Consider the following 25,541-nt stretch of genomic DNA (forward strand, 5'->3'; position numbering starts at 1 on the left):
GTACCAACGCCCTATTTCGTCATAGCATGTTCAACTTTAATGCAGCGATCCATAATCATTTTCATATTATGCTTTTTCCCATATTCATAAGCTTCTTCATTCATTACGCCAAGCTGTGCCCAGAAAACGTCCGCACCAATTTCTACGGTTTCTTTCATAATATCAGGAAGAAATTCGCTTCTTCTAAATACATTCACGATGTCTACGTGACCTTTAATATCTTTCAATGAATCTACCGCTTTTATGCCGAGCGCTTCATCAATTGTCGGATTAACCGGGATGATTTCATAACCTGCATCCATCATAGCCTGCGAGATCATAAATGAAGTACGTCCTGGATTATTTGATAAACCAACGACGGCAATTCGCTTATTTGTTTTTAGAATCTTGCCGATTTCTTCTCGAGTCGGGTTTTCAATTGCCATGTAGTTCTCCCCTTTGCAATTTATGGTATATCTCTATTATAGAAGATGTATGAGCATAGAAAAACTATTTCGCTCAAAGCTCTTGTGAGAGCCGTCTCATCTCCATTATTACAAGCTCAGGGCAGTCATAAGGAATATTATGCCCCGATCCTTTTGCCTTTATGTATCGTAAACCAGTAGCGAGTTTCGCTTGTTCGAAATTCAGTTCCTTCCAAATTTGCTCCAAAGTGACAGCTTCATTTGCAGGAGTCCCTGCTTTTATCTGCTGTTTGGAATCATGTTCTCCATCTCTTCCAATGACAGTAAGAGGAAGATTTGGGAAATTCGATTTCTCTAATTGATTGGCACTAGAAACCATGTTGCGAATCTCGCTTCCGACAGCACGATACAAATCAGGACATGTATTATAATCGAACAAACCAGTTTGAATATCATCCTCCCATCTACGGAATAGTTCCGGCAACTCTGGTTGAAGTTCTGCGATCAATTCTTCTTTCGTCATTTTTGCGTAATTGGTCTATTTCTTTTAACCTGCTCTAGATTTACATATTTTGTTTATTAATAGTCTCGCTTCTGTTTTATCTATTTGTTATAATTTTCTTAATTAACTGAAGGGAGATTTCAATATGTCAAAAATCCTACGATTAATCTCATCAAACGGGAGGGACGTATAACGAAAATCTAACTGTACCCCTCCTATCTTTCTATTGTCGGAACTTATATTGAAAGTTGGAGGAACATGTCATCTCATTCAACACGAAATCTTACCCTTTTATTCTGGGTGAACTTTTTTGGTACCATCAGTTTTTTGCAACCGGTTCTTACACTTTTTTATGTAAAAAACGGCTTAAACGAAGCTGATATCCTCATCATCTTGATGTGCTGGAGCGGCGCTGTCTTCATCGGTGAAATCCCAACTGGAGTTTTCGCGGATGCATATGGAGCTAGAAATGCATTTCTAATAGGAGCCATCATCAAGATAAGCAGTATAGGTATTCTTTTAATGGCAGATAGCTTAACAATGTTTATGCTGTTTAGCATCTTAAATGGATTATCGGTCACCTTTTTTTCTGGTGCAGACGAAGCATTAATTTATGAGTCATTAAAGAAAGATAAAAACCATCACAAAATGGATGAAGTCATGGGGAAAATTAAATCAGCGGGATTTATAGCTATGATGATTGCTGTTCTAGTTGGATCATTTCTTGCTAAAGATTTACAGAGCGAACAATTTCAGCTACTTATTCTCTTCAGCCTCATTTCTTATATTATTGAATTCATTCTCTTGTTATTCATCCGTGAACCATCAGGCAAAGTAGAAGTTAAAGGGACATCTTTACAAAATGTAATTGAAGGGATTCAGGTGATTAAGAAAGCACCTCAACTGTTATTCCTGTTCCTCAACCTCACGCTCGTCTTTATTCCTACCGTTGCGGTGTTTCAAAAATTTGATCAGCCATTGTTGATTAATGCTGGTCTGCCTGTCTACATCATTGGGCCTATTTATGCTGTTGGTGCATTACTTGCATTCTTTTCATCTAGAAGTATCAATATGCTTCATAGGAATTTCTCTTATAAGGTGCTTATGTACTTTTCTGGTTTTCTTTCAGCATGCGGGCTAGTCGTCGCTGCAATTTTTCAAAATCAGCTCTGGGTTATTTTGTTTGTAGTCTTGTTTCTAAGATGGGTAGGCGCCATTAGATATCCGATTTATTCCAAGTTGAGCAATGACCTCATCCCTTCTCACATAAGAGCAACTACGATCTCTTTGCTATCCATATTAGATTCTGTATTTGATTTAGTTGTCTTTACCTTATTAACTTTGTTTGCAACGAGCGGCATTCAGGGTATTCTCATCGGATCTGCTATTGTCGCACTGATAGGATCAACTCTTCCAATTCAAATCAACGAAAGGCGAGCAAAACTGGGATCCAGTCTAATGAATCGGTAAATAAATTTCCAGAATGATTTGCAATTTATAAGAGGCGGTGCTATTATATATTTAAACCATTTTACTATTAATATATTTAGGATTTAAATTAGCTGTAGCTTCGAAAGAGGGTAACAAAGTTAAATCCTCTTAAAAAGCTGCAGTTTTTTAATGTAAACGTATTACAATGGTAAATGGTGAATTTTAAATTATGTACGATGAGGTACATTAGGAGGCAATTTTTTATGCAAAACGGTAAAGTAAAATGGTTCAACGCTGAAAAAGGTTTCGGTTTCATCGAAGTTGAAGGTGGAGACGACGTATTCGTACACTTCTCTGCAATCAATGGTGAAGGTTTCAAAACACTTGACGAAGGCCAAGAAGTTAACTTCGAAATCGTAGAAGGTAACCGCGGACCACAAGCAGCTAACGTAACAAAAGCATAAATCGCTTTACAAGCCCCAGACGATCTTTCGTCCGGGGCTTGTTTATTTTCTATAAATGATTAGCTTTAATCCTTTATTAGACCAATCATCCAATACATGATGCACAGACTGACATTGATAAGGATGGAACATCGTTTGACCATTTTTATTTAACAAAACCCTCTCATTAATCGCATAACAGCCATGAACAGGCGTGTCATTATTGAACCACACAAATACATCCTCAGAATTCACGGTATTTCGACTGCTCACTTTTTTATATCCATACGATTCTAAAGAGGAAAGAAACTCATCGCCCACTACCCACGATTGTGCTAAGTGTTTTCTTCGAACAGCTTCCTTTTCAAGATTCATCAATGTAAAAGCAAAACAATTCGGTCCGTTGCATCCCATAAAGGTATTAATCAAGGCTCAATTTGTTGTTACTTCTTCGTTTGTTTGTATCGAAACAGATGCAGATGAAATAAAACTTTTTGAGATGCTTTCTAGTAGCTTAAACCTAAAGGAAATAGGTAGCAGGTTCCAACTCCAACCTTGAAACACTACGATTTCTTCTCCTTCATAGTTTAGTGAAATTTCCTCCAAAATGGCTAAAGCACTTGGTTCAGGATTAATCTCTAAGAGCTCCCGAAATCTAAAATGAAAACCACGTCCATTTTCTACTTGGTCGAGAAGAAGTTCTAATTGCACGGCTTTATGAAGTGATAAAAATGATCCATTCGATACCTTTGCAATCCACTTGCATTTAGGATGAACATTCCATGTTAAGAAAGACGTTCGCTCATCAAGACTTAATTGGGAGTATCCATCTTCTCTAGAAACAGCTGTGAATTTCTTCGGTTTATTTTCAAAGAATAAGAGATCATAATTAGGTACAAATTTAGCGTCCCATTCTTCAAGAACTTCTTCTGATAATCGGTTATTTTTCACTTGTTTTATTTCCAATTCTCACCCGCCCTTTCAATCAAAGTCTTATCAATTACGTTGCTTATTAGAAGAGAGCTTTTTACTAAGGAGTATTTCGTCATGAATAGGTATGTTTTGATGACCGGTTAATGGAATCTCGGGCTTTACTTGACGAACTAAATCAACCGCTCCCCTAGCAACATCTTTCATTCTGTATCGCTTTCGCTGATAAAATTTAAGAGCGCTAAGGTTATCGTTGGTTGTGATTACCTTTATTTCTGAACATTCATTCTCGACTGCCACAAGCTCTATTCTCATCAATAATCGACCGCCAATCCCTTCCTTTTCGATCAAACTATCAAGAGAAATAATTTCAACATGATCTTCATACAATCGATAGGTCGCAACACCTATTATCTCTCCAGCTGAATCATAAGCTAAGAATCCATCTAATTCATGTAAATTATACGTTCCGGTAGAGATCACCATTTCTGTGCTGCCCCACAATTGAACAAATAATGGGGACAACGTCTTTCTATTACAATAATTAATGGGCACAATACGGTATCCAGCAAAATCATAAGCCATTAGGGTGCAGTCGTTCCAAGAACCTTCATGCAATTCATGTTTAGGAAGGATACCTAAATTCGCAAAACCTACCTGCTGATAACATCGTATCGCCCTCTTATTCCAGTGCTGTGGATCCATGACTATAAGAGAACCTTTTAAAGTTCTTTCAATATAATACACAACTGATCGAATGAGCTTTTTCCCAATATTTTTATTCCAATATGAGGTTTCCCCGATAAACTGGTCCATGCCATATGACTGATCAGGGAGCTTGATCCCCTCTACCTCTGCTAACAAATAAAACTGTATGTATCCGATCGGAATATCATGAAACAACACAAGGCACCTTACTTCATCGTCTTCTATAAAATAATCTTCCAAAACTTTTTCTCTTGTATATGGCCGGTCTCTTCCTTCGTAATAAGCAAGAACTTGTTGATCTGTTAACCATTTTAATAGAAAGAGCTCATCCCCTTCTTGAAGATAACGAATACTTAACTCATCATGTTGGATAATGAAATTCATTTTTTAACCTCCACCACACGCTTCATTTTATAACTTATGTAAACTCCTAACCCTACTACTATCGGTACTTTTCGCATTAGAGTGAATGCCTGATTGTTGATCATTCAAAAAAAATTAAAAAAAATACGCATAAACAGTAATACTTCTCCTCGTTTTAGGGTATACTAGTAAGTTTAGGTTGTATCAATACAAAGATGAGTGTGTTACACTTAGAGGAACTTATTAGAGATGGGACTTGATAAACATATATGGGAAAATACATGATTGACCACCAAAAACAAATTGTCCATAGGACAGCCTACGCTGGTGATGAATGTCATTTACCCGAGACGCCGATCAAAGATCGTTCTGAAGCCAACCATGAAGAAGAACTTCTCGTTTTTCTTAGACAAAAAGGCTATAGCAAATGTGCATCCTGTTTCTTTGGCTCAACTTTTGAAGAACATTATGAATTTGACACTCCTCCAAGATACGTATAAACGTTCATTGACTATATAAAGCAAATAAATTAATAGATAAATTTGTCAAAGACAAGGATCAGCTGATCCCTGTCTTTTTATTTTGGAATAGTTAGATATGATCGTTCATTTCTCAAGTTTAAGGTTGATTAATTTGAAAGAAGCGTTATATATCTGTTTCACCCTTTTATTGTGAGCGTTTTCAAGATATAATGCAATTGGTCGCTCTTTTCTGAACACTTTTTCTATTCAAGAGTTTGTATTTTCATGTTACATAAAAGGGGTTGATATGTTATATTCATAACTATGTTTTTATAAAAATACGTTTTAGTTGATAGAAAATCCGTTGCAAAACGACAGAGGTGACACTACGTGAACAGTACTCATCAAAGAAAAGTAACTTCAGAAGGATTATTAAAATTTATTATCCCATCTCTCATTGGTATTTTCTTATTCATGATTCCCATACCAAATGATGAAGGTGTTACGATTCCAATAGCAAAACTAGCTGGTTGGCTCCAGGGCCTATTTGGGACAGCTATCCCTTTCTCTCTTCCCGCAATTATGACCATTGTTATTACAATTACAGCAGTACTTAGTTTCCTAGCAGTAGTAGCTAAACCTGATTGGATTACGAAGAGTTCATTCCTGACAAGTCTATTACAAGTATCAGGTATTTGGTTGCTTGCTCGTATTCTGGGTATGATTTTCGCGATATTAACACTATTTAAAATTGGTCCAGAATGGGTTTGGTCAGACGCGACTGGAGGATTATTACTAAATGATCTTATTCCTATTCTTTTTTCTGTATTTTTATTTGCGGGGCTTTTCTTACCTCTTCTACTAAACTTCGGTTTGTTGGAATTTTGCGGGACCCTTCTTACGAAAATCATGCGTCCGATTTTCACTCTACCAGGTCGTTCTTCAATTGACTGTCTTGCTTCCTGGATGGGCGATGGTACAATCGGTGTTCTTCTAACGAGTAAACAATATGAAGATGGTTATTATACGAAACGAGAAGCAGCCGTCATTGGCACAACATTCTCGGTAGTATCCATCACTTTCAGTATTGTTGTACTTCAACAAATGAAACTTGAGGAATACTTCTTACAATATTATTTAACGATTGTGTTAGCTGGAGTTGTGGCAGCTGTTATTATGCCGAGAATCCCCCCCCTCTCGAGGAAACCCGATACTACTTACGAAACAGAAGCAGATGCGCCTGATGATACGATACCTGAAGGCAAATCTCGTTTTCAGTGGGGAGTAATCCAAGCAACAAGAACAGCGGTAGATAATCGTGCCTCGAACGTTATCAAAGGCGGATTTCAAAATGTACTCGACATGTGGATGGGCGTTATTCCAATTGTTATGGCGATCGGGACCATTGCTTTAATTATTGCTGAAACAACACCACTATTCAGTTACCTTGGTGCTCCGTTCGTTCCTATTCTAAATTTAATGCAAGTTCCTGAAGCCGCTGAAGCAGCTCAAACTATGGTAATAGGTTTTGCAGATATGTTCTTACCAGCCATAATTGGTGCAGATATCGAAAGCGATCTTACTCGATTTGTTATCGCGAGTCTGTCTGTTACTCAGTTAATTTATATGTCTGAAGTTGGTGGCTTGCTCTTAGGATCAAAAGTTCCTGTACGTTTTATTGACCTATTTATTATTTTCATTGAACGTACGATTATTTCTTTACCTATTATTGTAGTCATGGCACATATTATTTTTTAAATTAGTAAATCCGGGACAAATAGTTCCGGATTTTTTATTTTGTTTCTTGCTATTATTTATATAATTGATACTTTTATAAACCATCTATATATTTTTTATTATAAATACGGTATATGAAATTTTTTGTTTGCGTAAAAAAACAGCGGCATATTAGCCGCTGTTCCCTTATTCTTTATCAAACAAAATAACAATTTTCCCTTTAGCATGATGTGATTCACTTAGTTCGTGTGCTTCCTGAATGCCTTCTTGACTAAATGGGAAACGGTGACCGATCGTCGCTTTAATATGACCATTTTCCATCAATGAAGAAATTTCATTTAACTGTTCTCCATTTGGTTCAAGCCATACATTTCCTGAGCGAATGCCTTTTTCCTTGGCTTTCTCTTTATCAGGCTCTCCTACAATCGAAACCAATCGACCTCCGCCACGGAGAACTGTAAAGCTTTTTTCTTGGATTTCGCCACCCATCGTATCAAGAACTACATCATATTCTTCTAATTCTTCTGAAAAGTCCTCTTCACGATAATTAATAACTCGATCTGCTCCAAGTGACTTTAGATAGGCTTCGTTTTTGCCACTCGCTGTTGTCGCAACATATGCCCCTTTGTGTTTTGCAAGCTGGATGGCAAAACTACCGACACCACCGGACCCAGCATGAATTAACACCTTTTCATCTTTTTGAAGATCAGCGAAATCAATTAAGCACTGCCATGCGGTTAAACCTACAAGCGGAACCGATGCTGCTTCTTCATAAGAAATATTATCTGGAATGAAGGCAAGCAAATGATCATCTACCACGACTTCTTCTGCATATGTACCATTTGCAGTTGTTGCTGGCCTTGCAAATACTCGATCTCCTTCTTTGAAACCTTCTACGGCTGAGCCTACTTCTTTTATGACACCTGCAATATCCCAACCAAGGATAATTGGAAATTTAAAAGGTAGCATTTCTTTCAAGTAGCCTTCCCTCAATTTCCAATCAATTGGATTGATCGACGTTGCATAACTCTCAACAACAACCTGGTTTTCTCCTGGAGAAGGTGAGGCTACCTCTTTTTCAACTAACTGATCTTTTCCTCCATACTGTTCAATAACAACTGCTTTCATAGTAGAAAACTCCTCTCAATCATTGATTCTCTACTATGTTCCCGTTATATCCCTCATTCTAAACAGACTAACTTTCAATACGACCGAATTTTGACAGTGTTATTAAGTTCTGAACTGTTAAAAATCCCTGCCATTCTTTTTTTGCGCCTTCCCAACTGTCTTCGTATTGTCCCCATGACCAACTTGGTTCCCAACTGCCATTAGAAAGTTGTTTTTGAATTAAATAATCCAAATTCACTTGAAGCTCTTGATTGAGCTCTTTAGCAAAAGGAGATTGATCAGACTCAACAAGAACAACGGGTTGTACACCATAATGATCCCATTTTTCAGGACGATCTATGATATATGGCAATTTCTGCTTAATTTTCTCGTGAATTTTTTTGTTAATCTCACCACCAGCTAACTGAGCTAAACGAAGATAGCACTGTACCTCATGAATTTCGTATTCATTTAGGCTATCCAGGTGATTCATCACTTTAGCCAATGATTCTGAAGTGATCGAATAATTACTCCCATAGTGTAAAAAATACCCTACAATTTCTGCATCGGGATTGGCAGAATAAGCGACATCTCCTTCCGTTACCTTCCACCACGGAGCGTGTGGCACTGAATTCACTGAATGAGGTACAGCTTGCCAACTCTGCTTTTCAACTTGATATGTACTTCTCAAATAGTGAAGACCATCCTTAACAAACGGGTGATCAGAATCGAGGTCAAGCTGAGTCATGTATTGAAAAGCAACTGAGGTTGCCATAGGAGAAGACTCTTTCAGGCGAAAATCAGGTTCAAGATTGTTCCCAAATCCCCCATCTTTATTTCGGAATTCTTCCAGTTCTTTCAGCACACTTTCTTTGTCGCCATTTCCTTTCCAAAAAGCAAAATACTCTCGATCAACCGGCCTCGCATGATTACGAACAAAGGAACACGCTGCTTCAAAACGTTCTTGTGATAATATCTTCACATTAATCAACCCTTTCTACTTTTTCGGTCACTTATAGCTAATTTCTGGACAACGTTGTCATTTCCTTTTATCCCTACTTGAATTTATTTGTAAGAATAAGTAGAGTGTTATTAGAAAGAAGATTTCGACAAGGAGGATACTTATGAATATTATAATTTTTGGTGCTGGTGCACTTGGTACATATTTCGGGTCAAGATGGTCTGAAACTGGTGAAAACGTCTCCTTTTATGTTCGTGAAGGAAGAAAAGCGCAAATTGAACAAGAAGGGCTACAAGTAATAAGTATAAAAGGTAATACGAAGGTGCGCTCTCCTAAACTCATCACAAATGCGTCTGAAGTATCTTCCGTTGACCTTGTTCTTCTGGGCGTTAAAGGGTATCATCTTGAAGATAGTCTTCCAGTTCTCAAGGAGCTTGTTGCGAAAGGAGCAAAGGTTCTTCCTATACTAAATGGAATTGAACATATTTCCATCCTCAAAGATGAACTCGGGGAAGAAGCAGTACTCGGTGGATTATCGTACATTATTGCTACTCTTGATGACCATGGACACGTACAACACACGAGTGAACTACATGAACTAATCTTCGGTCCGCTCCACCCTTCTCAAGAAGAAATCTGTGCTTCATTAAGCAAAATAAATGAGCATGCGAATTTTAATTCTCAATTAACTTCAAACATCGAAGAAGAGATGTGGAAAAAGTATATGTTCATTTCAGCGATGTCTGGTGTAACTACGGCTGGAGATTTTCACACGGGCATCATAAGAGATGTACCCGAAACCCTCAAACTAGTTGAAAATGTGATGAGTGAGATCAGAACACTTGCATCACAGTATGACATACACATCAATCAAGAAGATATTGATCGCCGCATGAAGTCATTCCAATCCCTTCCTTACGAAGCGACTTCCTCCATGCATCAAGATAAAAGAAAAAAGAACAAGCTAGAAGTCGAGCATCTTCAAGGAGGGGCACTTCGTCTTGCTGAGCAGGTGCAGATGAAACTTCCTTATACAGAGACGCTATATCGTTTAATGAAACCGTACGAAAATCAAATGAAATAAAACAGCATAAGAAAAAGCGAGGATTCACCCTCGCTTTTTTCTTATGCTTTTACTTTTGCTTCTGAGGAAAATAATTTCTTTGGATTTTCTTCAAACAAAATCGTCAACGTTTCGTCAGATATTCCAGCTGCCTTCAATTTAGGAATGATTTCTTCAAAAATATACGCTGGTTGCCAATTAGCCATGATTTTTTCCACTGCCTCTGGAAGAACTGGTGGGCGGCCCATCCAATAGTTTACGGTATCATGTGAGAGCATGACTTGGTTTTCAAATCCGCTATTCAATAACCCAATTAATGTAATAAGACGTTCTTTATCATAAGGAGCACCAACGAGTCCCTGTATGCCAAAGCGCTCAAAACCGATATTTACCCCCATTTCTAATGTCTTCAAATGATAAGCAGCATCTGTATTTCCACACATATGACCAATGATGATGGATTGTGGGTGGACACCTTCTTCAATCAAAAGCTGTGCTTGCTCTGGCCCCATTGTCCCCTCTTGTGTATGCGTTAAAATTGAAATGCCCGTTTCTTTATGAACACGTGCAGCGGCTTTAAAAAACATCATTTCATAATCTGTGATTTGATCTTTACTAGAGGCTAGTTTAATAACCCCTGGTTTAATTCCAGTTGTTCCAATCCCATCCGAAATTTCCTTGCTAAACATCTCATAAATATCTTCTTCTGCCGTTCCAAGACCCTGTCTAAATTTGAAATAAGGGGTCGCACCTTCCCCTTCATAGTAGTATCCGGTCGCACAAATTATTTGTAGTCCTGTTTCAGTTGATATTGTTCGAAGAAGTTCCGGATTTCTACCACACTCGTTCGGCGTAGGATCCACTACCGTTTTCACACCGTGTGCCATGACACTTTCGGCAACTGATATACCTACCTGAAGTGCTTCTTGAAAATCAAATGCGCCAAGAGAAACATCCCCACTAAAACCTGGATAACCAAATGCAAAATGCTCATGAACTAGCGTTTTCCCGAGCTGCTCTACCGGAATTGGACCCGTCACTGTTTCTACTGTTTTCCCCATATTATTTCACTCCTTCTGCTTTTTGGCGCTCGTTATCCTGGAGTTTTCTCCATAAAATCTTTCCACTACTCGTAGTTGGAAATGCATCCATAAACTCAATCATTCTTGGATATTTATAAGCTGCCATTTGTTCTTTTGACCATTCGATAATCTCTTCTTCCGTGACTTTTCCTTTATCACCCTCATTTAGAATGACAAAAGCTTTAACTGTTTCACCTCGACGAGGATCAGGAACACCGACAACGCAAGCTTGCTGAACAGCTGGGTGCTTATATAAGATTGACTCGACTTCTGTTGGCCACACTTTAAAGCCCGAAGCATTGACCATTCGCTTTACGCGATCAATCATAAAAAAGTATCCTTCTTCATCATAGCGTCCTATATCACCCGTTCGGAAGAAAGACTTCCCATCAAGGTCTATAAACGAATTGCGATTTTCATCCTCTCGATTATAGTATCCATCAAACACTTGTGGGCCGTTCACTACGATTTCACCTGGCTCACCTGGTCCAAGCTCTTTCATTGTATTAGGATCGATTACACGAGCATCCACGTCGAATGAAGGAACGCCTAAGCATTGAAGTTTTGGAAAATCAGGTGGATTGAAATGAGTGTGAGATATCGTTTCAGATAAACCATACCCTTCTATAAATCGTAAGCCTGTTAAGTTATATAATTTCTCCCCAACAGCTGCTGGTAATGGAGCACCGCCCCCAGCTAGTATTTTTAGGGATGAAATTGAATAGTTTGGTAGATTAGGGTTTGATAGAAAATCAATTAGCATTGTACTAATATTAACCCAGTTAGCAACCTCATATTTTTCAATGTATTTAGCAGCCAAATCCCGATCCCAACGTGTCATGACTACCATTGGAGCCCCGCTATAAATGGGGGCATGCATGCTGTGAAGCATACCTGTCACATGAAATAAAGGTAGCGTTACAAGATGCATGCCATCTGCTGTGATATTCATCCATTGAGATGCTCCTACAGCATTTGCTTGAAGCGTGCGGTTTGGATGAATGCATCCTTTTGGAAGACCCGTTGTACCAGATGTATAAGGCATGACCGCAACGTCATGAATAGATCTTACATATTCTCCGGGTGAATGTTGGTGATTGACGGCATCTTCCCACGTATAACGATTCGGCTTGTCCACTCTTTTAGCTTCTAGTGAAACTTCTGCTGGTATATCGCTTTCGTTACCGGCATAGTGAGAATAAGCTGCCGTGATAACATTAGTAAGTGTGGTTGACCCTACTAAAGGTTCTACCTTTTCATAGAGCTCCTGACCTACGATTGCGGTTTTAATATCGCAATCCTTAATATAGAAAGAAAGTTCCTCTGCTGTTAACATCGGATTAATGGGAACAACGACAGCATTCGCTCTTAGGATCGCATAATAGGAAATGATAAACTGTGCAGAATTTTGCATGAAAAGAAGAAGGTTTTCACCCTCAGTGACCTTCAGCTGCTCAAGAAAAGCAGCCGTACGATCAACTTCCGCTAGTAGCTCTTTGTATGTTAGTGTTGCTCCGTAATAAATTATTGCTTCTTTATTCGGATATCTTTTGGCAGAAACAGCGAGGTTATCATAGATAGTCGTTTCAGGAACGGTAAGTGAATATGGTACTCGTTTAGGCCAGAATTTAAAATGATTTGTTTGCATTTTTTCGATCCCCTTTCAAGTCCACTTAATTTTCTATCTTAACTACTTTTCCGTCTTCAACAGCTCCGATAGCTGGTTTCCAGTCAAATGCACCACCGTTATAAATGCCAGTTAAATGCCAAACCATTTGCTCGTCGGGAAGTGATTGAACGCCTGCATCCATGCTTTCCATGATTTTGGCTGGATCGTCAACTGACCCGGCTTCTTTCATCGCATTTACGATGACATGCATCGCTTGATAGTTAAATGCACCTTCAGCAGTAGGAATCCGCTCGAATCGTTCTTTGTATTGACTAATAAAATTCTCTGCCCCTGGAGCATCACTATCAATAATTGGAAGAGCACCTATCGTACCTTCTAACTGATCAAGCCCGCCTAGTACAGGCTCAATTTCTTCAATTTTTGACTGATCCATCAGCATGAAACCGCCTTCAAAACCAAGCTCTCTTGCTTGTTTAATCACGAGCGCTGTAGGCTGCGAAGGTCCTCCTACAAACATTACGTCAGGATTGTTGCTTAATGCTTTTGTAACGATAGAGAAGAAATCGGTATCCTTACTAAAATCAATAGAGCCTTCAAATACAACTTCTCCGCCATTTTCTTCCCATACCGGCTTTAATGCTTCTGTCCAATCTTTACCGTATTGAGAGGAAGTAGGCAGAAGAGCTATTTTCTTTCCAAATCGCTCCATTTGATAGTCTGTAAAAGGCTCAGGATAAGCATTGTAAGCTGGCGGAATCCCTAATGTCAGCGAATTATTTTGTTCCATAATTTTCGGTTCACTCGTATAGCCTGCAATAAGAAAGTCTTCTTGTTCGTTAAATACTTGAGTAGCGAATACGCCTCCACTATGAGGAACGAAAATAATTGGTGTATCATTTTCTTGTACAAGTCTTCTCGCATTTGTACCTGTTTCATTCGGTAGATATTGATCGTCTAGTGTCACAAGGTTAATGCCATATTGTTTGCCATTCACTTCGAAACCTTCTTGATTAATCTCATCTACGGCCATTTCTAATCCGCTCAACGTATTTTCCCCATAATATGCTGCAGGTCCACTTAGTGGGCCACTAAACCCAATGTTGACCGTGTTCTCTGCAGAAGATGTTGCATCTGCATTTGTACTAGTGTCTTTTGATTTATTTTCATTAGAAGATCCTTCTGAATTACTGGAGTTACTAACGGACCCCGCCGCACAACCGCCCACAACCATCAGTCCAATTAACACCATCATGAATACAAAAAGCTTCATCCCAATTTTCATCGTTATCCCCCTATACTAATCGATTCCAATTATGCTCCAATATAAGCTTTTCGAATCTCATCATTAGACAAAAGTTCTTCCTTGCTTCCTTCTAGTACAATTTTGCCACTCTCAATGACATAACCCCGATCAGAAATCTGGAGTGCTGCATTTGCATTCTGCTCTGCCAGCAGAATCGTTGTTCCCTGCTCATTGATATCCTCGATAATGTGGAACATTTGCTCAACGATCAATGGTGCTAGACCTAATGATGGTTCATCAAGGAGAAGGACTTTCGGCTTGGCCATTAATGCGCGACCTATGGCAAGCATCTGCTGTTGACCACCACTAAGAGATCCAGCTGCTTGATGGCGCTTATCGTATAAGATAGGAAAAAGAGAATACACCTCCTTTAACTGATTTTCCATTTCCTTTCGATGCTTTCGATGAACATAACTACCCATCTTCAGATTTTCATAGACAGACATTTGTGGAAATAACTTTCTCCCTTCAGGACACTGGACTATGCCTTCCTTCACAAGAGAGTGAGGCGGTTTTCCCGTTACCTTGCGATCCATAAATAGAACATCACCAGATACTGGCTTCATCAAACCACTGATCGTTCTAAATATAGTGCTCTTTCCTGCCCCGTTAGCTCCAAGTAAAACAACCGTTTCTCCTTTGTTAACATTTAAGGAAATCTGGTGAAGAACGTTCGATGCACCGTAGTTGACGTTAATTGTGGATAGCTGGAGCATGCGCTGCACCCCCTAGATAGGCTTGAATCACAGCTTCATTTTGGCGAATTTCCTCTGGTCGCCCTTCTGCAATTTTCTTCCCGTGATTCAAGACCACAATTTGATCAGCTAGACTCATAATCATCGGCATCTTATGCTCAATAAGACAAACCGTAATGCCGTGGTCAGCCATCTTCCTCATTAAATACGCAAGTCCATCTGTTTCATCTGGATTCACTCCGGCAGCTGGTTCATCAAGAAGAACCATTTCGGGATCAGTCGCTAAAGCTAGAGCAAAAGCGAGTCTCTTTTTTTCTTCCTGTGATATAAGGGTTACAGGATGTTCAACAACATGCATCATTTCAACAAACTTTAGCGCTTCTAATGCCTTTTCGTAGGACTTTTTTTCTTCATCTTTTTCTCTTTTCGTACGGAAAAGCGCATCCCATATTCCGGATTTGGTACGAAGCCTATGGCCGATCAGCACATTATCTAGAACAGTCGATTGCTCAAATAAGTTTGTTGTTTGAAAAGTTCTTCCTATTCCTAGTCTTGCAATTTGCTGTGGAGGTAACTTTGTAATCTCTTTTCCTTTGAAATTAATTCTTCCAGATGTCAGTGGGTGTATCCCACTAATCAAGTTAAAAAAAGTTGACTTCCCGGCGCCGTTAGGTCCAATGATTGCTGTAATGGTCCCTTTTTCTATAGACACATTCACATCTTCAACAGCAGCTAGTCCCCCGAAGCGCTTCGTGATTCCTTCTGTTGAAAAAAACATTATCCTGCCTCCCCTACGTTCCTTTTAACATCACGCTCTTCCTTAGCGGTTTTCACCTTTTTCTGCCGCTTTTTTTGCATATACGCTTGAATACTACCTGTTATTCCACGAGGGTAGTATAAGACTAATAAAACAACTACAGGACCGAAAATGAGCATTCGATACTCTTCAAGAAACTGCAAGGATTGCGTAAGAGAGATGACAATGAGTGTGCCAACAATCGGACCTGCTAGAGTTCCAATCCCTCCCACAAGAAGGTACATCAACATCTCGAACGTAACGGTAATAGCTGAGATTTGTGGGCCGATAAACCGAATAAAAGACGCGTACAAAGCCCCAGATAATCCAGCAAATAATGCTGATAGGGTAAAAGCAAGCAACTGATTTTTCATGATTGAAATACCAATCGTTTTCGCAAGCTCTTCACTATTACGGATCGCAATAAATGTCCTACCAAGTAATGAATGTACGATGCGATAACAAAGAAAAATCGTAAATGATAGAAAAAATAGAGCCAGATAATACTGAGATGTTAACGTATCAAAAGTGATGGGACCGATACTCCCAGGAGCGGGAATTCCAATTAACCCTCGAACTCCTCCAGTTAAACTATCCCATTTATCTATTAGGAGATAGATGATAACGCCTACACACATCGTATAAATTGCAAAGAAATGAGATTTCGTTCGAAGAGCAACCACACCGACAATAGCGCCTGCTATAGAGGTGATCGCGACAGCAAGAAATAAAGCCATCCAATAAGGCATTCCAGCTTTTGTTGTCAGTAATCCAAGTCCATATGCTCCTATTGCAAAAAATCCTGCATGAGCGAGAGATAAATAACCCACATAGCCCGAAATGATGTTAAAACCGTAGACTGCAATGGACCAAATAAACACAAGTGTCAGTAATTGCAGCACATACATATTTGGGAAAACTAGCGGAAAAAGAACAGCAACACACGCTATCAAAAGTAAAAGGGTTCGTTTTGAGAGAACATTTAGCATTACTGAACCCCCTTAGTAAACAACCCGGTCGGCTTGGCTGTGAGAATCACAACGAGTAAGAGAAACGCAATCACATCTTTATAGTCAGAGGATATGTACGTTGCTCCAATGCTCTCCGTTAATCCAAGTAAATAACCTCCAAGTATGGCACCAGGGATACTCCCCATTCCGCCAATGATAATGATGACAAATGCTTTCATGATGACGAGGTTTCCCATAGTCGGGAATACGAGATTAATTGGCGAAGCAAGTGAAGCTGCTGCAGCCGCTAAACCACCAGCAATCGCGAACGTGAGCCATGCTACCTGATTTGCATTAATTCCTACTAGAAAGGCCCCTTCTCTATTTTGAGCCATGGCAATAATAGCTGCCCCAATCATTGTTTTGGTTAAGAAAAAATGAAGCGCAAGCATAAGGATCACGGCTGCCACGATAATTAAGAGTCTTTGCAGAGTTACCGTTAAACCGAATAAGTTAACGACAGAACCATATGGGGTGTCCATTCTGTGGTATTCTGTTCCCCACATAAATTGACCAAATGCTTCTAGAAAAAGAAGGATACCAATGGCCGCAACCATCATTCTCATCCCATCAGCGCCTTCTAACTTTTTGAAAATAAGCTGTTGCGTCACTACTCCAAGAAGAGCAACGACAGTAATCGATGCAATGATAGCGATCCAATAGTGAAAACCAAAACCTACCATCATCATTAAGGTAACGTAAGCACCCACCATATAAAAAGCACCATGAGCAAAATTGGGAACATGTAAAATACCGAAAACCAGTGTTAAACCAAGGGCGACAAGCGTGTAAACGCTTCCAATTGTAAGTCCGTTAAAAATCTGCTGGAAAAGGAGCTCCATGTTATTCCTCCTCTATTAGATAGGATCCAGACTAAGGGGACGGCGGACTTATGAAGAGAATTCAAGATGTGGGAATTAATCTGGATTGAAGAAATCTTCAATCCAGATTAACAATTTTATTTACCTTTAAATTGAGGAGCACGTTTTTCTTTAAACGCATTTGCGCCTTCTTTGTGATCTTCTGTCGTTACCATTAAAGCCTGAGTAATACGTTCTTGTTCAAGCACTTCAGATAAAGATGAAGTGAGTGAAGCATCGGCAATCTTTTTAATAAAACCATATGCTTTACCAGGGCCTCTAGAAAGCTTATCAGCATATGCCATTGCTTCTTCCTCTAAGCTAGCTAAAGGATAAGTTTGATTTACAATATTTAATTGTTTCGCTTCTTTTGCAGTAATAGGCTGGGCAGAGAAGAAAAGCTCTTTCGCCTTATAAGGACCGATTAAACGTGGAAGGAAAGATAGTCCCCCACCATCTGAAATTAATCCGACCTGAGAGAAACTTAATACGAAACTACTATCTTCTGCTGCTAGAATAATGTCACTAGCGAGCGCTAGATTAAATCCTGCTCCAGCAGCAAAACCATGAATAACTGAAATAATCGGCTTCTCAAGGTCCCTCATCGTAAGAACCAGTTCATTTAACTTACCAATATGTTCATAAACTTCTGTTGAAGAAGTATCCCCCATCGTTTTTACATCACCACCGGCACTGAAAGAACGGCCGGCACCTGAAAGCATAACAACTCGAATGTCGTCGTTTTCTTTGGCATCTTGAATCGCTTTTGTTAGTCCTAAGATCATTTCGGGACTAAACGCATTTAGCGCTTCAGGTCGATTAAGTGTAAGATGAAGCACAGCACCATGTACATTTACTTTAAGATGATCCGTTTTTACTGTTGTTTCCATTTTTAAACACTCTCCTTATTTTTTATACGATGAGCCAGCCACCGTCGGCTAATAGATCAGATCCAGTCATATAACTCGCTTCAGGTGAAGCAGCAAATGAAATAACGTTTGCAATTTCTTCAGCCTGTCCCACTCGATTCAAAGCGGTATTTCGCTTAATTGACGCCTCAAACCTTTCATTCTTCAAACCGTCTTCTGTTAACGGAGTTTCAACAAATCCAGGGGAAACTGAATTCACTCGAATGTATGGGGAAAGTTCTACCGCCAGTGCTCTTGTAAAATTAATAACGGCTGCTTTCGCTGCACTATAATGAGGAATTTGTGCACCAGCCTTATGCCCTGATAACGAGGCTACGTTCACGATAGAGAAATCTACCATTTCTTCCTCTTTCTTTGCGGTTTCTAGCATTAATTTCCCCAGCGCCTTCGAAACGAGAAAAACACTTTTTAAATTCACATTTTGTGCATGATCCCAATTTTCTTCCGTCATTTCAAGAATGGGGGAACCTTGAGACCCTCCAGCATTATTAATTAATACATGAAGAGTTTCAGTACTTTCTTTAACGAATGTTGTTAGGTGATCAATTTTTTCCTGCTTTGTTACGTCAGCTACAAAAGTAAGAACTTTTCCTTCAAGTTCTTTAAGCTCGTTAGCCGTTTGCAACAGCTTAGCCTCTGTACGGCCAACAAGAATAACCGTTCCTCCTTCACTCGCTATCCGCTTTGCAGTCATGGCACCGATTCCGCTGCCACCCCCGGTTATCACTGCCGTTCGTCCTGAAAACCTTCCCATTTCTTTCACCGCTTTCTAAACTTCGTACTTTAATTTATTGTAGCTTTGTTTTGCAATTAGTCGATTTCGTTCTAGCGAACTTCCAAAGTCATATTTCGAAAGTTCTTGAATAATTAATCCTAATGTTTGTTCCTTTTCATCTTGAGAGAGTACGCTCATAACCAGTTTGCGAGCTGACGTTTCTACTTGCAAAAGAGCTTCTTCAAGGAAGGTTCTAGCTAGCATCTGCTTCAAATCACCGACTGATTCATCATTCTTAAATGCTCGGAGAACTGCAGCTTCACTTGCATAAAGCATAATCGCTATATTCGCAAGCTTCATAAGGGATTCTTGATGCTCCATCAGTTCTTTACCATGCTCTTTGTAGGCTACACCTGCACATACAAGAAATACATTTCGTATGCTTTGAATAGCCGCTTCTTCATTTAATAAACGATTGTTCGGCTGCATTAATGCCTGCTTCGCTTTTTCAATGTGCTCTTCAAGAAGAATTTCGCCTTTCATCGCTTTCTTAAATAAATTTCCTGGTATTAACAAACGATTCACTTCATTCGTTCCTTCAAAAATTCGGTTGATTCTGGAATCGCGGTACATCTGCTCAATTGGGTATTCCTGAATAAATCCTGCCCCGCCATGAAGTTGTAATGACTCATCAACAACTTGATCGAGCGTTTCAGATCCAAATACTTTACAAATAGCGCACTCCACGGCATACTCCATCATTTGCTTTCCAACAATCCTGTGGTCTTCTTCGTCATATAAACCTTCCATCGCACCTTCAAGTAGAGAGGCTGTCCGATATTGTAGTGATTCTGAAGCATAAATTTTAGCCATCATCATCGCTACTTTTTCTTGAGTAGCTGAAAAACCGGCAATGGTTCGACCAAATTGTTTACGCTCACTTGTATGTTGTAACGCCAGTCCTAGAGCATGTTTTGCTCCTCCAGTACAAGCAGATCCCAGATTAAACCTTCCCAAATTCAAGACATTAAGAGCAATAACGTGACCTTTCCCTTTATCACCAAGAAGGTTATCAATTGGAACTAGGCAATCTTCTAAAATAACCGATCTTGTCGATGATCCTTTTATACCCATCTTCTTTTCTTCTGGCCCAAGAGAAATACCTGGAAAATTCTTTTCTACGATAAATGCCGAGAAGTGCTTTCCGTCTATTTTGGCATAAATAATAAAAGTATCTGAAAAGACCGCATTCGTGATATAAAGCTTTGTCCCATTTAAAATATAATGAGTGCCTTCCTCATTTAAAATAGCCGTGGTTTGGGATGCAAGGGCATCAGAGCCTGCGTTAGGTTCAGTTAAACAGTAAGCACCAATGTATTCGCCTGAAGCGAGTTTCGGTAAATAATGATTCTTTTGTTCCTTCGTTCCAAAATGTGTAATTGGAAGCGTAGCGATGCAGGTGTGGTTGGATTGAGCAACGCCATAACTACCTGTCCGGCCAACCACTTCTCCTACAATCCCTTTGGAAACTTTATCTAGTCCAAGACCACCATATTTCTCAGGAATGCTATGACCGAGAAGACCAAGATCACCAGCTTTTTTTATCAAAGTTACAACCTTGTCAAACTGTTGATTTTCAATCGATTCTCTATGCGGTATAACCTCTTTAGTAATAAACTGGTGAGCTGTTTTTGCAATCATTTTATGTTCATCGGTAAAATCTTCTGGTGTGAATATTTCTTCTGAACTAGAATGTTGAAACATAAAATCCGCACCAGAACGACTAGACTTGGTTTGTGTCATGATGAACCTCCTCTCGAACCACCGTTTTTTGCGCCTTCACATAAGGGACGATTGAGAAAATCCCTTCGGAAGCAACAAAACTTACTTCTTCTTCAAATCCGTACCTCTTAATCATTTCACCGACTCGCGAGGAAAGTAACACGTCCTCACCGCTTTTCGAACTACCTTCATAAAATGAAACAGCAGCACGTGAGGAATCAGTAAGCTCCCAATCGTGAGTAGTAAGCATTTGATGTATAAGATATCCAGCACCGTAGAAGTCCTCCAAGGCAAATTCGCCGGATGAACCCGAGCAAACAATCACAATCGTTTCCTCTCGGTGACTATCATTGAGCTTTTTTGCGATGGCATGACCGTTCAGTAACGAAGCCACATACACTCGTTTAGCTTCTCTCGTTCGTTTAATTGCTACGGTTCCATTTGTAGTTGATAAAATTAACGTTTTTCCTTTAACAGCTTTCTTTAATTGCAATGGATTAGGATCTAGAAACCCTTCAATTGTTCGCCCTTCATACTCACCTGAAAGCAAATAACTTCCTTCAGGTAACGTTTTCGCTTCTTGCAATGCTTCGTGTTGATCTAGAACAGGAATAACCCGTTCTGCACCAAATTCAAGTGCTGAGGTTATGGTTGATGTTGCTAGAAGAATATCAAGCACAACCGCAATTTTTTCTTCACTAATTTTTGCCTGATCAATATCTTCCTTTTTTAAAACGACATGTATTTTTCCCATATGAACTCCTAACGCTTTACTTTGGCATTGTCACGAGCATGCGCAATTAAACTCGCTACGAACTGATTAAGATGACGAAAGCGTTCATCCGATGTTTGACCCATTTTCCAACGATAATAGATTTGCTGACAAATGACAGCAAGTTTGAAATAAGCAAATGTTAAATAGAAGTTCATTTGCGAGACATCACGCCCTGATTTAGTAGCATAAGACGCAATAAATTCTTCTCTCGTCATAAATCCATTCATAACAGTTACCGGTGCTTTACCCATGCCCTTTTTTAAGATTTCTGGGTCATCTTGTTGCAACCAGTACCCCATTGCGGCACCAAGATCAGCCAGAGGATCACCAACAGTTGTCATTTCCCAATCGAATAAACCTACCATTTTGCTATAGTCTTCCTGATCAAACATCGCATTGTTTAATTTATAGTCGTAGTGAATCACAGTAGGGCTTTGTGATTTAGGGATATTCGAAGCCATCCATGTCGTCAATTCATCAATACCAGGAATATCATCTGTTTTCGAGCGGTTATATCGTTTGATCCAGCCGTGCACCTGACGTTCCATGAAACCATCAGGGTGAGTTACTTTACTTAAATTTGTCCGCTTATAATCAACACTGTGCAAATCAACTAGCGTATCTACCATCGTTTCTGAGATCCTTCTGCACAACTCTTCAGTAGGTTGAACGCCATCAGGAAACGAGGTGTCAAGCACAATTCCCCTTCTTCTTTCCATAAGAAAGAATGGGGCATCAAGTAAAGTTTCATTATAGATGTATGGTTTTGGTGCTAGTGGGAAAACGGGATGTAATTCTCTTAAAATCGTATACTCTCGTTCCATGTCATGCGCTTTTGGAGCAACTGGACCAAGAGGCGGTCTTCTGAGAACTGCTTCCCACTCACCAATCGATAGCTGATACGTCAAATTTGAGTGACCTGTTCCAAACTGTTCAACTTTGAGAGGATCATCACTCAGATGTTCAATGTTTTCCTTAATATACCTCTCTAGTTTCTTTAGATCGAGCTGTTCTCCATCTCGGACAGGTATCGTATCGTGTGAATAGGTCATACGCCACTCTCCTGATTACGTAATATTCAGTCATTTACCCTTAAAAAACACCACGCTTATAGCAGTTGATAAGATTCCTCAAGCTTACTTCGCAATTCATCCGGTATAACTTCGCTTACTTGTTTCTTAAAATCATAATAGACGACAGTCGCTTCACCTTCAGCTACTACACCATCACTTTCCGTATCCTTTATATAGTGCATGAGCGTAAAGCTTTTTGTGCCAATTCGCTTAACAGTCGTTTCTACATGAAGTGACTGTTTAAAATAAGCTTGTTTTAGAAAATCACATTTCGTAGAAACGAGAATAAATGGCCAATCATCTGTTCTAGAACGTTTACCTAGATAATCAAAAAATTGTACACGTGCTTCCTCGAGGTATATAAAGTAGCTTGTGTTATTAACATGGCCAAGCGCATCCGTTTCACAAAATCTTACTCTCACACTTGTATGAACGCTCATATCGATTCCTCTTTTCTATTACTTATGAGTAAAAGCAGGCTTTCTCTTTTCGATAAATGCTTGAACGCCTTCTTTAATGTCATCTGTTTGGAAAACTTCCTCGAACAATTCCGCCTCAAGCTCAACAGCTGATTCAATTGGAAGATGAGCTCCTTTATTCACAGCGTGTTTAATTCGTGATAAAGCCTGTAGGGATTGTCCGGTTATTTTGGCAGCAAGCCCCTGCGCATAAGCCATTCCCTGGCCCGACGGTACAACGTGATTTACTAGGCCATATCGATCGGCTTCTTCTGCAGAAATCGGTTCTCCTGTAAACATCATTTCTTTTGCTTTTGCTTCTCCAATCAGTCTAGGGAGCCGCTGAGTTCCCCCACCACCTGGGAAAAGACCTAGCTTTATTTCAGGAAGTCCAAGTTGAGCATGCTCTTCAGCAATACGCATATCGCATGTCATCGCAAGTTCACATCCACCGCCGAATGTTAAACCATTAAGAACCGCAATTGTTGGCTTAGGAAAGTGATCAAGATAGTTTAATACCTGATGAGTTTCCATCACGATATCTTTAAACCCTGTATGTCCAATCCACTCAGGAAATTCCTTAATATCTGCACCAGCCATGAATGCTTTATTACCAGCACCTGTTAAAATCACTGCAACAGCATCTTGATTGGCTTCTAACTCTGTAAATACTTCAAAAAGTTCTGTAGATACTTGCTTACTCATCACATTTAAAGGGGGATTATTAATCGTCACAACCGCTGTTTTCTCATGAATTTCATACGTTACCATTTTCATTAATTCTTCACTCCTTCTTTTGTATAGTCATACCAGCCTTTACCTGTTTTTCTTCCTAATGTTCCAGCTTTCACTTTATCTTCTATCGCCTTTGAAGGTTTATCCTCTGGATTACCTGTTTCATTATAGCGTTGCTGCATCACGTAATAACCTACATCAATTCCTGATAAATCCATCAATTCAAACGGACCGATCGGATGATTTAAGGCTTTTCTACAGATGAGGTCAATATCTTCAAAATCAGCGATGCCTTCCTCATATAAATACATCGCTTCTTTTTGTAAGGCACCAAGAATACGATTCGCAACAAAACCGGAAATCTCTTTCTTTAACAATACACCTGTTCGATTAATTTGCTCACAAACAGCCATTGTAAGCTTAGCTGTTTCTTCCGACGTTGCATCGCTCATAACAACTTCCACACAATCCATCACTAGTGGTGGGAAGAAAAAGTGCATATTCACTACTTTATCTTTACGATTCGTTGCGGACGCAATTAACGAGTTCACAATCGTTGAACTATTCGTAGCAAGAATTGCATTCGGATCTGCTAGTTGATCGAGCTTTTCAAATACCTCTCGTTTCACATCTAACTTCTCTACAATTGCTTCAATGATAAAATCAGCTCGAACAGCAGCTTCTTCAAGACTAGTCGTGAATTGCAGGCGTTCAAATGCTGCTGATTTTTGTTCTTCGGTTATCTTCCCTTTTGAAACCCACTTTGACATAATTCCTTCAAGCTTTTCTCCAGCTTCTTTTAGTGCTTTTTCATTGATATCTTGAATGGTTGTTTCATAGCCACCAAGTGCGCAAAGCATCCCAATTTGGTGACCCATTGAACCTGCTCCCAATACTGTAATGTTCTTGACTTCATCGATTTTCATACCTTTTCCTCCTTAATTAACTAACCGGTTAGAATGTTTTGATCGAAAGCGTTTACATTATAGTGAAATGAGAAAGGAAAGCTTATTCGCTTTCCTCTATTCCGTTTAGTACCATATCAACAAAAATGCTAGCTACTTCCTTATCTGAAACTGGTCCGTTTGGTTTATACCACTGATACGTCCAGTTTGTAATGCCAAGAATGGCAAACGTCACAATCCCAATATTGAGATCACTTTTGAATTCTCCGTTTTCAACACCTTGTTTTAATAGATCCTGAAAGTAATAGCGAATTTGATCACGCTTTGGAAGAATTTCGGCTAAGTTTTCTTCTTTCAAGTTTTTCATCTCACGGAAGAAAACTCGTGCACTATGACCTTCTAATTCGACGTTGTGAATTAACATGTACACCATATCGTATAGCTTAGTTTTACAATCTTTCAACACATCTTCTAAAATTTCCTTTTGTTGCTTAATCATTCCGTCGATATAAGAAGAGTGAATATCCATCAGCAATTCTTCTTTACTCTTAAAATAGTAATAAAATGTGCCCTTCGTTACGCCAATGGCATCGACAATATCTTGAATTGACGTTTCACTAAAGCCTTGCTTCTCAAAAAGCTCAATACTTTTGACAGTCAGTTTGTGTTTCATGCTAGTACCC

28 protein-coding genes are annotated in these 25,541 nt (G+C 39.4%); 5 read left to right on the forward strand and 23 right to left on the reverse strand.

All coding sequences use genetic code 11. From position 1 onward, the window contains the following. Positions 1-11: 11 nt before the first annotated feature. Together AC0VYO_RS12065 and AC0VYO_RS12070 are read right to left on the reverse strand one after the other, a co-directional pair. Complete coding sequence (locus tag AC0VYO_RS12065; RefSeq protein WP_194221780.1) at positions 12-425, reverse strand: CoA-binding protein; 414 nt, start codon at positions 423-425, stop codon at positions 12-14. Between the two features lie 73 nt (positions 426-498). Beyond that, on the reverse strand, positions 499-927 hold the full coding sequence (locus AC0VYO_RS12070; RefSeq protein ID WP_475367611.1) for a hypothetical protein: 429 nt from the start codon (positions 925-927) through the stop codon (positions 499-501). A gap of 237 nt (positions 928-1,164) precedes the next feature. Between AC0VYO_RS12070 and AC0VYO_RS12075 the strand changes: the two genes are divergently transcribed. Together AC0VYO_RS12075 and cspD are read left to right on the forward strand one after the other, a co-directional pair. After that, complete coding sequence (locus AC0VYO_RS12075) at positions 1,165-2,376, forward strand: MFS transporter (protein ID WP_475367612.1); 1,212 nt, start codon at positions 1,165-1,167, stop codon at positions 2,374-2,376. Positions 2,377-2,600: 224 nt separating this feature from the next. Continuing rightward, positions 2,601-2,801, forward strand: coding sequence for a cold-shock protein CspD (cspD, locus tag AC0VYO_RS12080; protein WP_048309367.1), 201 nt, complete (start codon positions 2,601-2,603; stop codon positions 2,799-2,801). A gap of 42 nt (positions 2,802-2,843) precedes the next feature. Here cspD and AC0VYO_RS12085 read toward each other — a convergent pair whose 3' ends face one another. Genes AC0VYO_RS12085 through AC0VYO_RS12095 form a run of 3 tightly spaced genes read right to left on the reverse strand, consistent with a single transcriptional unit; the run spans position 2,844 to position 4,802 of the window. Further along, positions 2,844-3,155, reverse strand: coding sequence for a hypothetical protein (locus AC0VYO_RS12085; RefSeq protein ID WP_475367613.1), 312 nt, complete (start codon positions 3,153-3,155; stop codon positions 2,844-2,846). Between the two features lie 57 nt (positions 3,156-3,212). Then, positions 3,213-3,746: a hypothetical protein gene (locus AC0VYO_RS12090; protein ID WP_475367614.1), complete on the reverse strand. Its 534-nt coding sequence runs from the start codon at positions 3,744-3,746 to the stop codon at positions 3,213-3,215. Positions 3,747-3,776: 30 nt separating this feature from the next. Further along, positions 3,777-4,802, reverse strand: coding sequence for a GNAT family N-acetyltransferase (locus tag AC0VYO_RS12095; RefSeq protein WP_475367615.1), 1,026 nt, complete (start codon positions 4,800-4,802; stop codon positions 3,777-3,779). A gap of 260 nt (positions 4,803-5,062) precedes the next feature. On the opposite strand from AC0VYO_RS12095, the gene AC0VYO_RS12100 reads away from it, so the two are divergent. Beyond that, positions 5,063-5,281: a hypothetical protein gene (locus AC0VYO_RS12100; RefSeq protein ID WP_475367616.1), complete on the forward strand. Its 219-nt coding sequence runs from the start codon at positions 5,063-5,065 to the stop codon at positions 5,279-5,281. A 351-nt stretch (positions 5,282-5,632) separates the two neighbouring features. Continuing rightward, positions 5,633-7,000, forward strand: coding sequence for a YjiH family protein (locus AC0VYO_RS12105; protein ID WP_475365285.1), 1,368 nt, complete (start codon positions 5,633-5,635; stop codon positions 6,998-7,000). 165 nt (positions 7,001-7,165) lie between these two features. Here the strand turns inward: AC0VYO_RS12105 and AC0VYO_RS12110 are convergent, their stop codons facing one another. After that, complete coding sequence (locus tag AC0VYO_RS12110; protein WP_475367617.1) at positions 7,166-8,107, reverse strand: NADP-dependent oxidoreductase; 942 nt, start codon at positions 8,105-8,107, stop codon at positions 7,166-7,168. Between the two features lie 67 nt (positions 8,108-8,174). Further along, entirely contained in the window at positions 8,175-9,068 is an 894-nt protein-coding gene (locus tag AC0VYO_RS12115; RefSeq protein ID WP_475367618.1) for a hypothetical protein, read from the reverse strand. 142 nt (positions 9,069-9,210) lie between these two features. Between AC0VYO_RS12115 and AC0VYO_RS12120 the strand changes: the two genes are divergently transcribed. Next, positions 9,211-10,131 (forward strand): ketopantoate reductase family protein, encoded by a 921-nt coding sequence (locus AC0VYO_RS12120; RefSeq protein WP_475367619.1) that lies wholly within the window; start codon positions 9,211-9,213, stop codon positions 10,129-10,131. Between the two features lie 41 nt (positions 10,132-10,172). On the opposite strand, the gene AC0VYO_RS12125 is transcribed toward AC0VYO_RS12120, so the two are convergent. The 16 genes from AC0VYO_RS12125 to AC0VYO_RS12200 all read right to left on the reverse strand — a co-directional run bounded on the left by AC0VYO_RS12125 (position 10,173) and on the right by AC0VYO_RS12200 (position 25,531). Continuing rightward, on the reverse strand, positions 10,173-11,171 hold the full coding sequence (locus AC0VYO_RS12125; RefSeq protein WP_475367620.1) for a phosphotriesterase family protein: 999 nt from the start codon (positions 11,169-11,171) through the stop codon (positions 10,173-10,175). 1 nt (position 11,172) lies between these two features. Further along, positions 11,173-12,840: a long-chain fatty acid--CoA ligase gene (locus AC0VYO_RS12130; protein ID WP_475367621.1), complete on the reverse strand. Its 1,668-nt coding sequence runs from the start codon at positions 12,838-12,840 to the stop codon at positions 11,173-11,175. Positions 12,841-12,865: 25 nt separating this feature from the next. After that, positions 12,866-14,104: an ABC transporter substrate-binding protein gene (locus tag AC0VYO_RS12135; protein ID WP_430242841.1), complete on the reverse strand. Its 1,239-nt coding sequence runs from the start codon at positions 14,102-14,104 to the stop codon at positions 12,866-12,868. A 29-nt stretch (positions 14,105-14,133) separates the two neighbouring features. After that, positions 14,134-14,841 (reverse strand): ABC transporter ATP-binding protein, encoded by a 708-nt coding sequence (locus tag AC0VYO_RS12140; protein WP_194221791.1) that lies wholly within the window; start codon positions 14,839-14,841, stop codon positions 14,134-14,136. Continuing rightward, entirely contained in the window at positions 14,819-15,598 is a 780-nt protein-coding gene (locus AC0VYO_RS12145; RefSeq protein WP_430242845.1) for an ABC transporter ATP-binding protein, read from the reverse strand. The genes AC0VYO_RS12140 and AC0VYO_RS12145 overlap by 23 nt, the downstream gene beginning before the upstream one ends. Then, positions 15,598-16,605 (reverse strand): branched-chain amino acid ABC transporter permease, encoded by a 1,008-nt coding sequence (locus tag AC0VYO_RS12150; protein WP_283154167.1) that lies wholly within the window; start codon positions 16,603-16,605, stop codon positions 15,598-15,600. The genes AC0VYO_RS12145 and AC0VYO_RS12150 overlap by 1 nt, the downstream gene beginning before the upstream one ends. Then, complete coding sequence (locus AC0VYO_RS12155; RefSeq protein ID WP_194221794.1) at positions 16,605-17,468, reverse strand: branched-chain amino acid ABC transporter permease; 864 nt, start codon at positions 17,466-17,468, stop codon at positions 16,605-16,607. Before AC0VYO_RS12155 ends, AC0VYO_RS12150 begins: the two co-directional genes overlap by 1 nt. 116 nt (positions 17,469-17,584) lie before the next feature. Next, positions 17,585-18,376, reverse strand: a complete 792-nt coding sequence (locus AC0VYO_RS12160; RefSeq protein ID WP_194221795.1) for an enoyl-CoA hydratase/isomerase family protein — start codon at positions 18,374-18,376, stop codon at positions 17,585-17,587. A 22-nt stretch (positions 18,377-18,398) separates the two neighbouring features. After that, entirely contained in the window at positions 18,399-19,169 is a 771-nt protein-coding gene (locus AC0VYO_RS12165; protein WP_475367622.1) for an SDR family NAD(P)-dependent oxidoreductase, read from the reverse strand. A gap of 15 nt (positions 19,170-19,184) precedes the next feature. After that, on the reverse strand, positions 19,185-20,933 hold the full coding sequence (locus AC0VYO_RS12170) for an acyl-CoA dehydrogenase family protein (RefSeq protein ID WP_475367623.1): 1,749 nt from the start codon (positions 20,931-20,933) through the stop codon (positions 19,185-19,187). Beyond that, entirely contained in the window at positions 20,914-21,666 is a 753-nt protein-coding gene (locus AC0VYO_RS12175; RefSeq protein ID WP_226613382.1) for a 2-phosphosulfolactate phosphatase, read from the reverse strand. Before AC0VYO_RS12175 ends, AC0VYO_RS12170 begins: the two co-directional genes overlap by 20 nt. An 8-nt stretch (positions 21,667-21,674) precedes the next feature. Further along, positions 21,675-22,739, reverse strand: coding sequence for a phosphotransferase family protein (locus AC0VYO_RS12180; protein ID WP_475367624.1), 1,065 nt, complete (start codon positions 22,737-22,739; stop codon positions 21,675-21,677). A gap of 56 nt (positions 22,740-22,795) precedes the next feature. Next, on the reverse strand, positions 22,796-23,200 hold the full coding sequence (locus AC0VYO_RS12185) for an acyl-CoA thioesterase (protein ID WP_475367625.1): 405 nt from the start codon (positions 23,198-23,200) through the stop codon (positions 22,796-22,798). Between the two features lie 18 nt (positions 23,201-23,218). Further along, positions 23,219-23,995 (reverse strand): enoyl-CoA hydratase, encoded by a 777-nt coding sequence (locus AC0VYO_RS12190; RefSeq protein WP_194221801.1) that lies wholly within the window; start codon positions 23,993-23,995, stop codon positions 23,219-23,221. After that, positions 23,995-24,879 (reverse strand): 3-hydroxyacyl-CoA dehydrogenase family protein, encoded by an 885-nt coding sequence (locus AC0VYO_RS12195; protein WP_475367626.1) that lies wholly within the window; start codon positions 24,877-24,879, stop codon positions 23,995-23,997. Before AC0VYO_RS12195 ends, AC0VYO_RS12190 begins: the two co-directional genes overlap by 1 nt. 82 nt (positions 24,880-24,961) lie before the next feature. Beyond that, positions 24,962-25,531, reverse strand: coding sequence for a TetR/AcrR family transcriptional regulator (locus AC0VYO_RS12200; RefSeq protein WP_475367627.1), 570 nt, complete (start codon positions 25,529-25,531; stop codon positions 24,962-24,964). Positions 25,532-25,541: the final 10 nt, after the last annotated feature.

It is taken from the genome of Anaerobacillus sp. 63XJN7_4_ISO-PGPR-S23-413 (genome assembly GCF_056173725.1).

What these genes read in the sequence shown, in the direction of transcription:
- AC0VYO_RS12065 (WP_194221780.1), bottom strand. Translation starts at nt 425, where the DNA reads ATGGCAATTGAAAACCCGACTCGAGAAGAAATCGGCAAGATTCTAAAA.
- AC0VYO_RS12185 (WP_475367625.1), bottom strand. Translation starts at nt 23,200, where the DNA reads ATGAGCGTTCATACAAGTGTGAGAGTAAGATTTTGTGAAACGGATGCG.
- AC0VYO_RS12145 (WP_430242845.1), bottom strand. Translation starts at nt 15,598, where the DNA reads ATGTTTTTTTCAACAGAAGGAATCACGAAGCGCTTCGGGGGACTAGCT.
- AC0VYO_RS12155 (WP_194221794.1), bottom strand. Translation starts at nt 17,468, where the DNA reads ATGGAGCTCCTTTTCCAGCAGATTTTTAACGGACTTACAATTGGAAGC.
- AC0VYO_RS12190 (WP_194221801.1), bottom strand. Translation starts at nt 23,995, where the DNA reads ATGAAAATGGTAACGTATGAAATTCATGAGAAAACAGCGGTTGTGACG.
- AC0VYO_RS12100 (WP_475367616.1), top strand. Translation starts at nt 5,063, where the DNA reads ATGATTGACCACCAAAAACAAATTGTCCATAGGACAGCCTACGCTGGT.
- AC0VYO_RS12165 (WP_475367622.1), bottom strand. Translation starts at nt 19,169, where the DNA reads ATGGGAAGGTTTTCAGGACGAACGGCAGTGATAACCGGGGGTGGCAGC.
- AC0VYO_RS12125 (WP_475367620.1), bottom strand. Translation starts at nt 11,171, where the DNA reads ATGGGGAAAACAGTAGAAACAGTGACGGGTCCAATTCCGGTAGAGCAG.
- AC0VYO_RS12085 (WP_475367613.1), bottom strand. Translation starts at nt 3,155, where the DNA reads ATGAATCTTGAAAAGGAAGCTGTTCGAAGAAAACACTTAGCACAATCG.
- AC0VYO_RS12175 (WP_226613382.1), bottom strand. Translation starts at nt 21,666, where the DNA reads ATGGGAAAAATACATGTCGTTTTAAAAAAGGAAGATATTGATCAGGCA.
- AC0VYO_RS12135 (WP_430242841.1), bottom strand. Translation starts at nt 14,104, where the DNA reads ATGAAAATTGGGATGAAGCTTTTTGTATTCATGATGGTGTTAATTGGA.
- AC0VYO_RS12095 (WP_475367615.1), bottom strand. Translation starts at nt 4,802, where the DNA reads ATGAATTTCATTATCCAACATGATGAGTTAAGTATTCGTTATCTTCAA.
- AC0VYO_RS12130 (WP_475367621.1), bottom strand. Translation starts at nt 12,840, where the DNA reads ATGCAAACAAATCATTTTAAATTCTGGCCTAAACGAGTACCATATTCA.
- AC0VYO_RS12150 (WP_283154167.1), bottom strand. Translation starts at nt 16,605, where the DNA reads ATGCTAAATGTTCTCTCAAAACGAACCCTTTTACTTTTGATAGCGTGT.
- AC0VYO_RS12070 (WP_475367611.1), bottom strand. Translation starts at nt 927, where the DNA reads ATGACGAAAGAAGAATTGATCGCAGAACTTCAACCAGAGTTGCCGGAA.
- AC0VYO_RS12180 (WP_475367624.1), bottom strand. Translation starts at nt 22,739, where the DNA reads ATGACCTATTCACACGATACGATACCTGTCCGAGATGGAGAACAGCTC.
- AC0VYO_RS12120 (WP_475367619.1), top strand. Translation starts at nt 9,211, where the DNA reads ATGAATATTATAATTTTTGGTGCTGGTGCACTTGGTACATATTTCGGG.
- cspD (WP_048309367.1), top strand. Translation starts at nt 2,601, where the DNA reads ATGCAAAACGGTAAAGTAAAATGGTTCAACGCTGAAAAAGGTTTCGGT.
- AC0VYO_RS12200 (WP_475367627.1), bottom strand. Translation starts at nt 25,531, where the DNA reads ATGAAACACAAACTGACTGTCAAAAGTATTGAGCTTTTTGAGAAGCAA.
- AC0VYO_RS12140 (WP_194221791.1), bottom strand. Translation starts at nt 14,841, where the DNA reads ATGCTCCAGCTATCCACAATTAACGTCAACTACGGTGCATCGAACGTT.
- AC0VYO_RS12195 (WP_475367626.1), bottom strand. Translation starts at nt 24,879, where the DNA reads ATGAAAATCGATGAAGTCAAGAACATTACAGTATTGGGAGCAGGTTCA.
- AC0VYO_RS12170 (WP_475367623.1), bottom strand. Translation starts at nt 20,933, where the DNA reads ATGACACAAACCAAGTCTAGTCGTTCTGGTGCGGATTTTATGTTTCAA.
- AC0VYO_RS12160 (WP_194221795.1), bottom strand. Translation starts at nt 18,376, where the DNA reads ATGGAAACAACAGTAAAAACGGATCATCTTAAAGTAAATGTACATGGT.
- AC0VYO_RS12075 (WP_475367612.1), top strand. Translation starts at nt 1,165, where the DNA reads ATGTCATCTCATTCAACACGAAATCTTACCCTTTTATTCTGGGTGAAC.
- AC0VYO_RS12110 (WP_475367617.1), bottom strand. Translation starts at nt 8,107, where the DNA reads ATGAAAGCAGTTGTTATTGAACAGTATGGAGGAAAAGATCAGTTAGTT.